Source organism: Flavobacterium sp. (assembly GCF_031423415.1).
Taxonomy (GTDB): Bacteria; Bacteroidota; Bacteroidia; order Flavobacteriales; family Flavobacteriaceae; genus Flavobacterium.
In genome coordinates this window covers 111,358-125,000 of sequence record NZ_JANPFL010000123.1, presented here as the reverse complement: position 1 = coordinate 125,000, position 13,643 = coordinate 111,358, and the positions used below count along the sequence as shown (strand labels likewise).

Sequence of the window (13,643 nt, the reverse complement as noted above, 5' to 3'; positions counted from 1 at the left end):
AAAGGAAATAAATGAATATATAAATTATTACAATAATGACAGAATCAAGTCAAATTTAAACAAAATGAGCCCGATACAATATCGAACTCATTATTATCAAAATTAATTATAAATTTGTCCAAACTTTTGGGTTCAGTCTACCATAAGGCATCGGATTTTTTTATTTTTTGTAAGATTTTACTCTTTGAATTCGCCCATCTTACTGTATTTATCCATCCTTTGAGCGACTAATTCTTGTGTTGATAAGTCTTTCAATTCATTGAATCCTTTCATAATATATTGCTCCACTGTTTTGAAAGCTGTTTCTCTGTCAAAATGAGCTCCTCCTAAAGGTTCAGGGATAATATCATCCACTAATTTTTGTTTTTTCATATCCGCAGACGTCAGTTTCAAGGCTTCGGCAGCTTGTTCTTTATAATCCCAACTTTTCCATAAGATAGACGAGCAAGATTCGGGAGAAATAACAGAATACCAGGTATTTTCCATCATATAAACTCTGTCTCCCACGCCTATTCCTAAAGCTCCACCAGAAGCTCCTTCGCCAACAATAACTACAATAATAGGAACTTTGAGACGAATCATTTCAAATATATTTCTAGCAATGGCTTCTCCTTGTCCACGTTCTTCAGCTTCAACACCAGGAAAAGCACCAGGAGTATCAATAAATGATACCACAGGAATTCCAAATTTCTCGGCCATTTTCATCAATCGCAACGCTTTTCGATAGCCTTCTGGATTGGCCATTCCAAAATTTCTATATTGACGCGTTTTGGTATTGAATCCTTTTTGCTGCCCAATTATCATGAATGATTGTCCTGCAATTTTGCCTAAACCACCAATCATTGCCTTATCATCTTTAAACCCTCTATCACCGTGAAGTTCCAGAAAAGTATCACCACAAAGAGCTTTTACATGATCTAAAGTGTAGGGTCTATTGGGATGTCGAGACAATTGAACTCGCTGCCAAGCGGTAAGATTCTTATAAATTTTTCGCTTGGTTTCTTCAAGTTTTTTGTTGATTTGTTTGCACGTATTTGTCACATCAACGGCAGATTCTTGTCCTATTATCAGACACTTATCTAGCTGGTCTTCTAGTTCTTTTATTGGAAGTTCAAAATCTAAATATTCCATGGAGTATATGAGTTTTTGTTTTGGATTTGAAGTGCAAATATAAAATTTATAATTATGAAAAACGTTTATTTGTCATCTAATTACAAATAAACACCTATTGAAATTACTTAAAAATAGTTATTCTTTATTCGAAAGATAATGCTTTAGTATGCCATTGAGTATGACCGTAATTACAATTAAAACTGCTCCTATGTAAAATTCAGCACTCATTTTTTCTTTTTCGCCAATGATCAGATAGGCCAAAATAATGCCATATACGGGTTCTAAACTAGTAGTCAACATTATTGTATAAGGCGAAAGAATTCGCATCACTTTTACGGAAGCCGTAAAGGCATAAGCAGTACAAACCGATGATAAAATAAGGAGATAAACCCAATCAGTCGCTGTTAAAATAAAGAAATTGACATTGAATTTATTAGTGAACAGAAAGTAAATCGTTATAAAAAATACACCTGCTAAAAATTCATAAAATGTAATAACTGAAGGCTCGTGATTTTCAATTAATTTTCCGTTCATCAATGTAAATAACACTCCGATAATTATTGAAGCTAGAGCAAACATCATACCTGCGAAATACTGCATTTCGACTTGCAAAATCATAGCCAGCGCAGCAATAATTACTAGTCCAAAAAATACTTCATACCAAAGTACTTTTCGCTTGTAAAAAATAGGTTCTAATATTGAAGCTAAAAAAGCTCCTAACGAAAAAACCGCTAAAGTGATAGAGACATTTGAAACATGAATTGCCTCAAAAAAAAAGATCCAATGAATAGCAATCAATAATCCAACAAAAATTAATTTAAAAAACTCTCTTATCGGAATTCGAAAAGATTCTTTTTTGAATAGAATAAAAAGGAATAAAAATACTGCTGCAAAAAGCATTCTATACCAGACCAAAGCATCGGCGTGGATCGTAATTAAGGCACCTAATACCGCGGTAAATCCCCAAATAAATACAATTAAATGAAGATGTAAATAACTTTTTAAACTATCTTTTTGCATTTCGTAATAAAAAAATGGCTAAAATTCCAAAAACGATATTCGGAAACCAAACCGCTAGTAACGGAGGGAAAGTCGATTTTTCTGCCAATGTTCCAAAAATTTTATCAAAAAATACAAACGAAAAAGCCACTGCAATTCCGATGGCTAAACTCAGTCCCATTCCGCCTCTTCGCTTCATCGACGAAACCGCAACTGCAATAATAGTGAGAATAAATGCCGAAACCGGAATACTGTATTTTTTGTACAAAACCACCAAATAAACATTGATATTAGAAGAACCTCGCTTTTTTTCTTTATCGATAAATTGGTTCAATTTTCCCAGATTCAAGGTTTCAGCGATATAAACTACAGGCGCTAAATCTTCCAAATCAAAATTAAATTTCGCGTCTTTTTTGTCGACTTTCTCTAATTTGTCGTCTAGCCCGCCAACGGTTCTTTTAACATAATCATACATCGTGTAATTCTTCGTTTTAGGATTCCATTGTATCCTTGTGGCCGAAATTTTATAGGCTAATTTATCTTTAGTAAATTTTTCGTAAGTGAAATTATAAGCTGTTTTCGAAACGACATCAAAACTATTTACATAAATGTATTCGTCATTACTAATTTGTCGAAATACATCAGTATCATGACCTCTCATGGCTTCTTTTCCATCACCTCTAAGGTAGGTATATCTAAAATTATTGAAACCTTCACTAGCTTTCGGAACAACAAAAAATCCCATCAATAAAATAAAAACAGAAACGATAGAAGCCCCAATTAAAAAAGGTCTCAAAAACCTAGTAAACGAAATTCCTGAACTCAAAATGGCAATAATTTCGGTGTCATTGGCTAATTTTGAGGTAAACCAAATCACCGATAAAAACAAAAATATCGGAAACAATAAATTGGTAAAATAAATTGTAAAATTAAAATAATAAACCAAAATTTCCGAAAATGGAATCTTGTTTTCAATCATTTTATTGATCTTCTCCGATACATCAATTACGATTCCTATAGGCGCAAACAAACCCAACATCACCGCAAAAGTGGTCAAGTATTTCTTTAGGATGTATTTGTCTAGTATTGTCAACATTTTTGGGTACTGGGTGTTGGGTCTTGGTTGGGTAGTGGTAAATTATTATTACCTAGAACCCTAAACCTAGTTCCTTAAACCTATCTATAATCTTTGGCTCATATTGCGAACCATCATTTCTTTCCAAGTTCTAAAATCTCCTGCTAAGATATGTTTTCTGGCTTCACGAACCAACCACATATAAAATCCAAGATTGTGTATCGTCGCAATTTGTTTTCCAAGGTATTCATTGGCGGCAAACAAGTGACGCAAATAGGCTTTGGTATATTCTGTATCTACAAAAGTGTGTCCCATTTCATCGACAGGCGAAAAATCGTCTTCCCACTTTTTATTTTTGATATTGATGGTTCCGTTGGCGGTAAACAACATTCCGTTTCTGGCGTTTCTCGTTGGCATCACACAGTCGAACATATCTATTCCAAGAGCAATATTTTCTAAAATATTGATTGGCGTTCCCACGCCCATTAAATATCTTGGTTTGTCTTCTGGAAGAATATCACAAACTATTTCGGTCATCGCATACATTTCTTCGGCTGGTTCTCCTACCGAAAGTCCACCGATAGCGTTGCCTTGTTGGCCTGAATTGGCAATATATTCAGCCGATTGTTGGCGTAAATCTTTATACGTACTTCCTTGAACAATGGGGAAAAAAGTTTGTTCATACCCATATTTAAAAGGCAATTTATCCAAATGATTGATGCATCTATCCAACCACCGATGTGTCATTTTCATCGATTTTTGAGCATAACGATAATCGCAAGGATAAGGCGTACATTCGTCGAAAGCCATAATAATATCAGCACCAATAGTTCGTTGAATTTCCATCACATTTTCGGGAGTGAAAAAATGATAAGAACCGTCGATATGCGATTTGAATTTTACGCCTTCTTCCTTTATTTTTCTATTAGCCGAAAGCGAATACACTTGATAACCACCAGAATCGGTTAAAATATTACGATCCCAGTTCATAAATTTGTGCAAACCTCCAGCTTTTTCAAGGATTTGAGTTTGCGGACGCAAGTACAAATGATAGGTATTCCCGAGGATAATATCAGGGTTAATATCGTCTTTCAATTCGCGTTGGTGCACTCCTTTTACTGAAGCAACGGTGCCCACAGGCATAAAAATTGGGGTTTCAATAACACCGTGATCCGTAGTAATACTTCCTGCTCTGGCTTTGGTATGTGGATCTTTTTGTAATAAATCAAACTTCATTTATAGTTTTTTGAGTGCGCAAAGATAATTTATTTAAGATTTAGTCCCGACACTTCGGGATAGGAATTAGAATTTTATTTAATAGTGAATAACTATTTAATCAAAACCTCCCCAATCTTCAGCGCACATTTCTCCCCGTCAATTGCTGCCGAGATAATTCCTCCGGCATAACCTGCTCCTTCTCCACAAGGATACAAACCTTTTATTTGCACGTGTTCGAATGTTTCAGCATCTCTGGGAATTCGAACTGGCGAGGAAGTTCTGGATTCTGGCGCGTGAAGAACGGCTTCGTTGGTCAAGAAACCACGCATTGATTTACCAAATTCCACAAAACCTTCTCGCAATATTTGGGTAAGAAATCCTGGGAAAACTTCGCCCATTTCTACCGAAGTCGTTCCGGGAACATAAGACGTTTTTGGAATATTCGTCGAAACTTTATTTTGGGTAAAATCGACCATTTTTTGGGAAGGAACTTTTTGGGTTTGCCCTGCCAAATGCCAAGCTTTTTGTTCGATACTTTTTTGGAATTCCATTCCAGCCAAAGCACCAAATTTCGCAAACGGTTTAAAATCTTCGAGTTTCAATTCGACAACGATTCCAGAATTGGCGGTAGCTTGATCTCTTTTGGATGGCGACCAACCATTGGTAACCACTTCGCCCGGACTTGTCGCACACGGCGCAATCACTCCACCAGGACACATACAAAAAGAATACATTCCCCTACCTCCTACTTGCTTCACAATAGAATAAGGTGATGGCGGCAATTGTTCGCCCCGATAATCGCAACTATACTGAATGCTATCAATTAATGACTGCGGATGTTCGGCTCGAACCCCTAAGGCAAAAGCTTTGGCTTCGATAAAAATTTGTTTTCTGTCTAATAATTCAAAAATATCACGGGCAGAATGTCCTGTGGCAAGAATTATTTTATTGGCCAGAATCGTGTCGCCATTTTTGGTCACGATGCCTTGCACTTCGTTATTTTTGATGATGATATCGGTCAATCGGGTTTCGAAAAGGACTTTGCCTCCCATTTCGATGATTTTTTCCCGCATATCCTGAATAATTTGCGGCAATTTATTAGTGCCAATATGCGGATGTGCATCAACCAAAATATCTTGTGACGCTCCATAAGCCACAAATAATTCTAAAATTCTCGTTACATCGCCCCGTTTTTTGGAACGAGTGTATAATTTTCCGTCGGAATAGGTTCCCGCTCCGCCTTCGCCAAAACAATAATTGGAATCTTCATCGACAATATGATCTCTATTGATGGCTTTTAAATCCCGACGACGACCTCGAACGTCTTTTCCACGTTCAATAATTATTGGCTTTAGGCCCAATTCTATCAATTGCAAAGCGGCAAATAATCCAGCAGGACCTGCACCCACAACGATAACTTCTTGAGCGTGTTCGACATTTTTGTATTCTGGCAATTCAATTTTTGCTTCTTGAATGGGTTCACCAACCAAATAAATAGTGACTTTCAAATTGAATTTTACGGTTTTTTGGCGTGCATCAATCGAACGTTTTAGAATGGAAATATGTTGAATTTCTTTGGTATCGACCCGAATTAATTTGGAAATATGTTGTTTGAGCAACAATTCATTTGTGGCTATTTCTGGCGATACTTGAAAAAGAAGTTCTTGTGGCATGAAATGATTTTTGGCAAAAGTATGAAAATCAAATTATCTTTTTTCTTCAAATGTTCTGAGAGCAAATGACGCCAACCAATGTTCCCCTTCGTAATTTCCATCTACGATTGAAGGTAATGAAAAATTAAAATGTTGATCAGCCAATGGTTTTAAATGGGCGAATTCCTTTGAATACTGATGAATTAGATGATACAAATTCCAAGCGCGACTAAAATTTAAACCGTCAAGATGCACTAAATGGCCGTCGGTTCTGTCCGCAACTTTTGCAACTTCCCAAGTGAATTTTTTATTAAAAAGTTGGGGAGCGAATTTTTTCAACCACATTAAAAAATCATTTTTAGATAAAACTCGTTGCATTAAACCCATTTCTTCCAAACACGGTGAAAGAAAATCGGTGCCACTTGGTTCCCAATTAAAAGGGCAATTTTGATCCTTTTGAAACAATCGAACTGAATTTTCTTTTATGCTTTTTTGCAAAACTTCGTTCTTAGAATAAAGAGCATAATCATACGCAAATGACATCCCAAAAGCAGTATTGGCATGTGTTCCAGCCCTAATTGGATATAATAATTTGGGTAAAAAATCAGAATATCTTTGAATTAATAAATTGGACAATGGTTTAAGATTTTTTGCTAATTCTTGAGCAAAGGGTTCATTAAAGCTCTCTAATTCTAATTGTAATTTTAGAATCCAGGCCCAACCATATGTCCTTTCAAATGATTTTTCATGATTTTTTGAAAGATAATCAATTTCTATTTGAATATTTTCCTTTGATAGATTTGTGCTTAATTTGGTGATAATATCCTTTTTCTGATCCAAATTTGGAAAATGTTTTAGTAAATACACCAGACTCCAATGTCCGTGAACAGAAGAATGCCAATCAAAACAGCCATAAAAGGCAGGATGCAATTTTTTTGGCGTTTGAATTTCCGTGCTATCAATGAGCATCTGTCCCAGTTTATTAGGGTATTCTTGTTGAAGGCATTTAATAGGAAGTGAAGCCAAATGATTTGCCTTTTCTAGAGTAAGTTCCTGAGAAAAATTAGCAATTGATATAAAAAGAAATAAATATTTTAGATAATTCATCGTATTAAGTTTTTCCAAATTTAACAAATTGTTACCTTTGAAAAAAACATTAGTAAACAATGTCAAGACAGACTAGCGGCAGCGAACTGTCAAAAGAAATTAAATTGATTTGGGATTTTCGTGGTCCGTCATCGGCAAAGACAGCTGAGCATCACGAAATTCATTTGAAGGAATATATCCTAGCAGAAAAATTATCACCCAATATTACCGGTTTTGAAGTCCTTAATGAAATGTATGCAATTGCCTTTATGGTTGTAACCGATAAAACGATGATTCAAGTTCGTGATGCTTTAAAACCGCATCGTGGGGAAGTTTTTTAGTAATCAGTGTTCAGTTTTTTGGTGATCAATCCAACCCGACTGTTTACTAAAAACTGAACACTGAACACTTTTCTAATTCGCAACTTCACTAATAAATTTAATTCTCATTAAACGTAGCTCATCAATATCATAATCGCCATCAAATTCTTTAAGTGCTTCTTCAATATTATCAGTATGCGATTCCATAAAATAGTCGTGAATTTCTTCTTGCTGATCATCGTCTAGCATTTCATCAATCCAATACTTTATGTTTAGCTTGGTACCCGAATTTACAATTTGTTCCATTTCGGTTATCAAAGCTTCCATTGTCAAACCTTTAGCTGACGCAATATCGTTGAGCGGTAATTTTCGGTCAATATTTTGAATAATATACAATTTATTGATTGAGTTGGCTCCGGTCGATTTTACAACCAAATCTTCAGGCCGAATAATATCATTATCGTCGACATATTGATTGATTAATGCAATAAATTCCTTTCCATATTTCTTTGCTTTTCCTTCACCAACGCCGTGCGTATTGATTAACTCATCCATCGAAATTGGATATTTCAAAGCCATATCTTCAAGTGAAGGGTCTTGAAAAACTACAAACGGAGGAACACCTAGTTTCTTGGCAACTTTTTTGCGTAAATCGCGCAACATTCCCATCAAAACCTCATCGGCAACGCCAGTTCCTTTAGCAGCCGAAATAATAGCTTCGTCTTCAATTTCGTTGTATTCGTGATCTTCGGACATCATAAAAGAACTTGGTTTTTTGATAAAATCCAATCCCTTTTTAGTGATTTTCACCACACCATATGTTTCGATATCTTTTGATAACATTCCGTCAACTAATACTTGTCGCAAGAGAGCCATCCAATATTTTTCGTCATGATTCGTTCCTGAACCAAAAAACGATTGCACATCAGTTCGATGTGCTTTAATCATTGCATTTACACGACCAATAAGTGTAAAAACCACTTCTTTTGATTTATATATATGTTTGGTATCTCGAACAACTTCGAGTAATTTAACCACTTGTTTTTGAGCTTCAACTTTCACTTTTGGATTGCGGACGTTGTCGTCCATATCGCCTCCTTCACCGGTTTCATTGTCGAATTCTTCACCAAAATAATGCAAAAGAAACTTTCTTCTTGACATCGAAGTTTCGGCATAAGCGACTACTTCTTGCAATAAAGCGAATCCTATTTCTTGTTCGGCAACTGGTTTTCCGGATAAGAATTTTTCGAGTTTTTCTACATCTTTATAGGAATAATAGGCTAAGCAATGACCTTCGCCACCATCACGACCAGCACGACCCGTTTCTTGGTAATAACTTTCTAATGATTTTGGAATATCGTGATGAATTACAAAACGCACATCGGGTTTGTCGATTCCCATTCCAAAAGCGATTGTGGCCACAACAACATCTACATCTTCCATAAGAAACATATCCTGATGTTTGGCACGTGTTTTTGCATCTAAACCTGCATGATAAGGCACAGCACTAATTCCATTTACTTGCAAAACTTCAGCAATGGCTTCAACTTTTTTGCGACTTAGACAGTAAATAATTCCTGATTTTCCTTTATGCAACTTGATAAAACGAATAATATCCGCTTCAATATTTTTAGTTTTTGTGCGAACTTCATAATACAAATTAGGTCTGTTGAAAGATGCTTTATAGGTTGTTGCATCAATCATATCCAAGTTTTTCAAAATATCTTCCTGAACTTTTGGAGTTGCTGTAGCTGTAAGACCTATAACAGGCACCTCGCCTAATTGTTTGATAATGTGTTTTAGATTTCGGTATTCGGGTCTAAAATCATGTCCCCATTCTGAGATGCAATGCGCTTCATCAATGGCAACAAATGAAATAGGCACAGTTTGAAGAAATGTTACATATTCCTCCTTGGTCAAGGATTCTGGGGCAACATACAGCAATTTGGTCAAACCAGAAGAAATATCTTTTTTGACTTGGGCAATTTCCGTTTTGGTAAGTGATGAATTTAAAACGTGGGCAATCCCATTTTCAGACGATAAGCTTCTAATGGCGTCGACTTGATTTTTCATCAAGGCAATTAAAGGGGAAACAACAATAGCGGTTCCACCTTGCACTAAGGCTGGTAACTGATAACAAAGTGACTTCCCGCCACCAGTTGGCATAATTACAAAAGTATTTTCTTTATTAAGAATACTTTTGATGACTTGTTCTTGTAAACCTTTGAATTGGCTAAAGCCAAAAAACTTCTTTAATTCTCTATGGATGTCAATTTCGTTTGAATTCATTATTTATTAATGGTATTTTATCTAAATTTGCGTTTCATAAAGATACTACTTTCTTTCATACATACAAATTTTTATAAAAAATTCTACTTTGAACACAAAAGAAAATATATTGATTTTAGCAAAAAAAACCATTCTTTCTGAGAGTGAATCTATTGCAAAACTAATTGATTATATTGACATTACCTTCGCCGAAGCCACTCAAATCCTATTCAATTCTCACGGAAGATTAATTGTTACGGGAATTGGAAAAAGTGCCATTATTGCTCAAAAAATGGTTGCCACATTTAATTCAACAGGTACTCCTTCACTTTTTTTACATGCTTCAGAGGCTATTCATGGCGATCTAGGCATGGTACAACCAGAAGATATTATACTTTGTATTTCAAAAAGTGGTAATAGTCCAGAAATAAAAATTCTGATTCCTATCGTGAAGCGTTTTGGCAATATTTTAATTGGGATGACTGGCAATATGACTTCGTTTTTGGCAAAAGAATCCAATTATGTTTTGAATACCACTGTCGATGCTGAGTCCTGTCCACACAATCTAGCTCCAACAAACAGCACCACGGCACAACTCGTTATGGGAGATGCTCTTGCTATGTGTTTAATGGATTTGCGAAATTTCACTCGTGAAGATTTTGCAAAATACCATCCAGGTGGTTCTTTAGGTAAAAAACTTTTACTTCAGGTAAGAGATTTAATTGAAAACTCATTGAAACCAATGGTAAGTCCTGATGCCTCAATAAAAAAGGTAATTTTTGAAATTTCAGAGAAAAGGTTTGGAGCCGCGGCGGTAGTCGAAAATGACAAAGTAATAGGCGTAATCACCGATGGTGATATTCGTAGAATGCTCAATGAAAATGATACTTTTTCGCATTTGACAGCCAAAGATATTATGACAAAAAACCCAAAAATGGTTCAATCTTCAGCAATGGTTGTTGAAGCTTTTAATATTTTGGAAGATTTTTCAATCACTCAATTAATTGTTAGCGACAATGACCAATATATAGGAATTATCCATTTGCATGATATTTTAAAAGAAGGAATCGTATAATGGAGAAAAAGGAATTGAAAGAAATGTCTTTTTTAGACCATCTTGAAGAATTAAGATGGCTTTTAGTAAGAAGCACAATCGCCATAATCATAATGGCGTTCCTAACCTATTTTGTAAGTGATTATTTGTTTGATACCATCATATTTGGACCAACAAGACCGTCTTTTTATACCTACAGATGGTTTTGTGATTTGTCGCACCAATTGAATTTTGGCGAAAGTATTTGTGTTGAAGAATTGCCTTTTATAATTCAGAATACGGAGATGGAAGGACAAGTAAATATGTTTGTATGGATGTGTCTTTTGGCTGGTTTTATACTCGCTTTTCCATACATATTGTGGCAGATTTGGGGTTTTATAAGCCCTGCTTTGTATACCAACGAAAAGAAAAATGCTAAATTTTTTATCTTTATTTCTTCGTTATTGTTCTTTTTAGGCGTGCTTTTTGGCTATTTTATAATCATCCCAATGTCAGTAAATTTTGTGGCTACATTTACAGTTAGCGAAATGGTTAAAAATCAATTCACTTTGGATTCTTATATTGGAATGTTTAAAACGTCGGTTATCGCGGGAGGGTTGTTTTTTGAATTGCCAATAATCATTTATTTCTTGACAAAACTAGGATTAGTTACGCCGGAATTTCTAAGAAAATACCGAAAATATGCGATAGTAATTGTACTGATAGTTGCAGCAATTGTAACTCCACCTGATGTCGTAAGTCAGACAATAGTTGCCATTCCGATGTTGATAATTTTTGAATTAAGCGTAATCATATCCTCCATTGTATATAAAAGTAAAAAAAGGTTGGAAGATGCAAGTTAGAAGATGAAAGATTGAATTGATAGTGAGGAGTTTTGAATTTTGAATACCAGCAGAGATGCTGAAATAAATCCAGCAAAAAATGAAGTTAAGAGCCGAAAATCTAGTAAAAACATATAAAGGAAGAAGTGTTGTAAAAGGCGTTTCGGTAGAAGTAAATCAAGGCGAAATCATTGGACTTTTGGGTCCAAATGGTGCTGGGAAAACCACTTCTTTTTATATGATTGTAGGATTGGTAAAACCAAATATGGGTAACATTTATCTCGATGATTTAGATATAACTGAATTTCCAATGTACAAAAGAGCGCAACAAGGCATCGGTTACTTGGCTCAAGAAGCCTCAGTTTTTAGAAAACTAAGTGTCGAAGACAATATTTTGAGTGTTTTGCAGCTCACCAAACTTTCCAAAGAAGCCCAAAAACAAAAAATGGAAAGTTTAATAGAAGAATTTAGTTTGGGACACATTCGTACTAATCGTGGCGATTTACTTTCTGGAGGCGAACGTCGTCGTACTGAAATTGCTCGTTGTTTGGCGACCGACCCAAAATTTATTCTACTTGACGAACCATTTGCGGGCGTTGACCCCGTTGCAGTAGAGGACATTCAACGTATAGTAGCCCAATTAAAAAATAAAAACATTGGGATTCTTATTACCGATCACAACGTTCAGGAAACTTTGGCGATTACCGATAAAACCTATCTAATGTTTGAAGGTGGAATTTTGAAAGAAGGAATTCCTGAAGAATTGGTCGAAGACGAAATGGTACGTCGTGTTTATTTAGGACAGAATTTCGAATTGAGAAAGAAGAAATTGGAGTTTTAAAAGAGTAATCAGTGGTCAGTTTTTGAGTGATCAGTTTGAAAAACAACTAAAATTAGTGAACAATGAATCCAAACAAAAAAATAACCGAAGACTGGAGAGACAATGATCCTGACAAAGAAACTTCAGAAAGATGGAAAAACAACCCTAACAACTGGAAATTTGGAGGTTTCATTTATTTTAACAAAGAAGACAAACGACTTTTTATATCAAAAAAGGTAGAATGGATGGGAACAACTATCAACTTTGATAATCCAAAAGCGGTGCTTTTTATGATTGGATTTATTTTATTTTTTGGTTTTGTAAACTTTATGATATTGAGAAATAAATAACTACTCCATAGTTATAAACCGCAACTGCCCAACATCGCCATTATAAATATTGACATCTACATTGCCATTGATTCCGGAAATTGTAGCTTTTTCGGTGAATTGCCAAAACAGCCAATCGTCTTTTATTTTTTCTCGATAAAAATTATAATTGGCAATCCAAAAAAGATAACCTGAGAAGTCTTTTTTTAGAAAATCATCGTAGTATTTCTCCCCTGTATAAATAATAGGTTTTACTTTATAATGTGCTTCGATAGCTTTCAACCAACGCCTTAACCCTATTTTTAAACTGTCTAAAGATTGTCCTTTTGGTAGTTTTTCTATATCTAAAACGGGCGGTAAATCGCCTTTTTTCAGATGAACCGTTTTGATAAAAAGCTGTGCTTGTTCTAATGAATTTTCGTTGGGACGATAATAATGATATGCCCCTCGAATGATTTTTCTTTCTTTGGCACCAAGCCAATTTTCTTCAAATTGACCGTCTTCTCTATCCTTTCCAGCGGTGGCACGAATAAAAACAAATTCAATTGGATATTCGTTTTCTATGTTTTCGACCAAATCCCAATCGATTTTTCCTTGATATTCTGATAAGTCTAGCCCAATTGCTTTGCCTTTGTGTTTTTCTAAAACTTGGTAATTACGAATATCCGAAATGCGTTTGGCTTCAGCTTGTTCGTACTTTAATTTATAGGATTTAAATCCGAGGTAATACAACAATCCATCGCGATAATGATAACCTACTCCAAGAAAAAGTAAGATAAAAAATCCAATTATTGAATACTTACGAAGTTTTCCCCAGAAAAATGAAGCTTTCTTTCTAGGTTTTCTTCGGATAGTAGTTTTGCTTCGGGTTATTTTTTGCCTCATGCT

The 13,643-nt window shown here is 35.2% G+C and carries 14 protein-coding genes; 6 read left to right on the top strand and 8 right to left on the bottom strand.

Annotation, left to right across the window (positions count from 1 at the left end; translation table 11 throughout):
- The coding region (locus RMO83_RS11245; RefSeq protein ID WP_310558707.1) for an IS3 family transposase at positions 1 to 106 on the top strand (106 nt) is incomplete at its 5' end.
- A 71-nt stretch (positions 107 to 177) separates the two neighbouring features.
- Here RMO83_RS11245 and RMO83_RS11240 read toward each other — a convergent pair.
- The 6 genes from RMO83_RS11240 to RMO83_RS11215 all read right to left on the bottom strand — a co-directional run bounded on the left by RMO83_RS11240 (position 178) and on the right by RMO83_RS11215 (position 7,164).
- Positions 178 to 1,131 carry an acetyl-CoA carboxylase carboxyltransferase subunit alpha gene (locus RMO83_RS11240; protein WP_310559781.1) on the bottom strand — a complete coding sequence of 318 codons (954 nt, stop codon included), beginning with the start codon at positions 1,129 to 1,131 and terminating at the stop codon, positions 178 to 180.
- Between the two features lie 117 nt (positions 1,132 to 1,248).
- A complete protein-coding gene (locus RMO83_RS11235) occupies positions 1,249 to 2,133 on the bottom strand; it encodes a DMT family transporter (RefSeq protein WP_310559780.1) in 885 nt (294 codons plus the stop codon).
- The gene (locus RMO83_RS11230; RefSeq protein ID WP_310559779.1) at positions 2,120 to 3,208 is read right to left on the bottom strand and encodes an LptF/LptG family permease; all 1,089 of its coding nucleotides are present in this window, start codon (positions 3,206 to 3,208) and stop codon (positions 2,120 to 2,122) included. The genes RMO83_RS11235 and RMO83_RS11230 overlap by 14 nt, the downstream gene beginning before the upstream one ends.
- 84 nt (positions 3,209 to 3,292) lie before the next feature.
- Positions 3,293 to 4,423 carry a tRNA guanosine(34) transglycosylase Tgt gene (gene tgt, locus RMO83_RS11225; RefSeq protein ID WP_310559778.1) on the bottom strand — a complete coding sequence of 377 codons (1,131 nt, stop codon included), beginning with the start codon at positions 4,421 to 4,423 and terminating at the stop codon, positions 3,293 to 3,295.
- Between the two features lie 92 nt (positions 4,424 to 4,515).
- The gene (locus RMO83_RS11220; RefSeq protein ID WP_310559777.1) at positions 4,516 to 6,078 is read right to left on the bottom strand and encodes an FAD-dependent protein; all 1,563 of its coding nucleotides are present in this window, start codon (positions 6,076 to 6,078) and stop codon (positions 4,516 to 4,518) included.
- A gap of 33 nt (positions 6,079 to 6,111) precedes the next feature.
- A complete protein-coding gene (locus RMO83_RS11215) occupies positions 6,112 to 7,164 on the bottom strand; it encodes a DUF2891 domain-containing protein (RefSeq protein WP_310559776.1) in 1,053 nt (350 codons plus the stop codon).
- 86 nt (positions 7,165 to 7,250) lie between these two features.
- Here RMO83_RS11215 and RMO83_RS11210 point away from each other — a divergent pair, with 86 nt between their 5' ends.
- Positions 7,251 to 7,484: a hypothetical protein gene (locus RMO83_RS11210; protein ID WP_310559783.1), complete on the top strand. Its 234-nt coding sequence runs from the start codon at positions 7,251 to 7,253 to the stop codon at positions 7,482 to 7,484.
- A gap of 72 nt (positions 7,485 to 7,556) precedes the next feature.
- On the opposite strand, the gene RMO83_RS11205 is transcribed toward RMO83_RS11210, so the two are convergent.
- The gene (locus RMO83_RS11205; protein WP_310559775.1) at positions 7,557 to 9,752 is read right to left on the bottom strand and encodes an ATP-dependent DNA helicase RecQ; all 2,196 of its coding nucleotides are present in this window, start codon (positions 9,750 to 9,752) and stop codon (positions 7,557 to 7,559) included.
- Positions 9,753 to 9,840: 88 nt separating this feature from the next.
- On the opposite strand from RMO83_RS11205, the gene RMO83_RS11200 reads away from it, so the two are divergent.
- From RMO83_RS11200 to RMO83_RS11185, 4 genes are all read left to right on the top strand, one after another.
- The gene (locus tag RMO83_RS11200; RefSeq protein ID WP_310559774.1) at positions 9,841 to 10,806 is read left to right on the top strand and encodes a KpsF/GutQ family sugar-phosphate isomerase; all 966 of its coding nucleotides are present in this window, start codon (positions 9,841 to 9,843) and stop codon (positions 10,804 to 10,806) included.
- A complete protein-coding gene (gene tatC, locus RMO83_RS11195; protein WP_310559773.1) occupies positions 10,806 to 11,627 on the top strand; it encodes a twin-arginine translocase subunit TatC in 822 nt (273 codons plus the stop codon). The genes RMO83_RS11200 and tatC overlap by 1 nt, the downstream gene beginning before the upstream one ends.
- 79 nt (positions 11,628 to 11,706) lie before the next feature.
- A complete protein-coding gene (gene lptB / locus RMO83_RS11190; RefSeq protein WP_310559772.1) occupies positions 11,707 to 12,447 on the top strand; it encodes an LPS export ABC transporter ATP-binding protein in 741 nt (246 codons plus the stop codon).
- 62 nt (positions 12,448 to 12,509) lie between these two features.
- The gene (locus RMO83_RS11185) at positions 12,510 to 12,776 is read left to right on the top strand and encodes a hypothetical protein (RefSeq protein WP_310559771.1); all 267 of its coding nucleotides are present in this window, start codon (positions 12,510 to 12,512) and stop codon (positions 12,774 to 12,776) included.
- On the opposite strand, the gene RMO83_RS11180 is transcribed toward RMO83_RS11185, so the two are convergent.
- A complete protein-coding gene (locus RMO83_RS11180; protein ID WP_310559770.1) occupies positions 12,777 to 13,640 on the bottom strand; it encodes a glycoside hydrolase family 25 protein in 864 nt (287 codons plus the stop codon). It lies immediately after the preceding gene.
- Between the last annotated feature and the right edge of the window lie 3 nt (positions 13,641 to 13,643).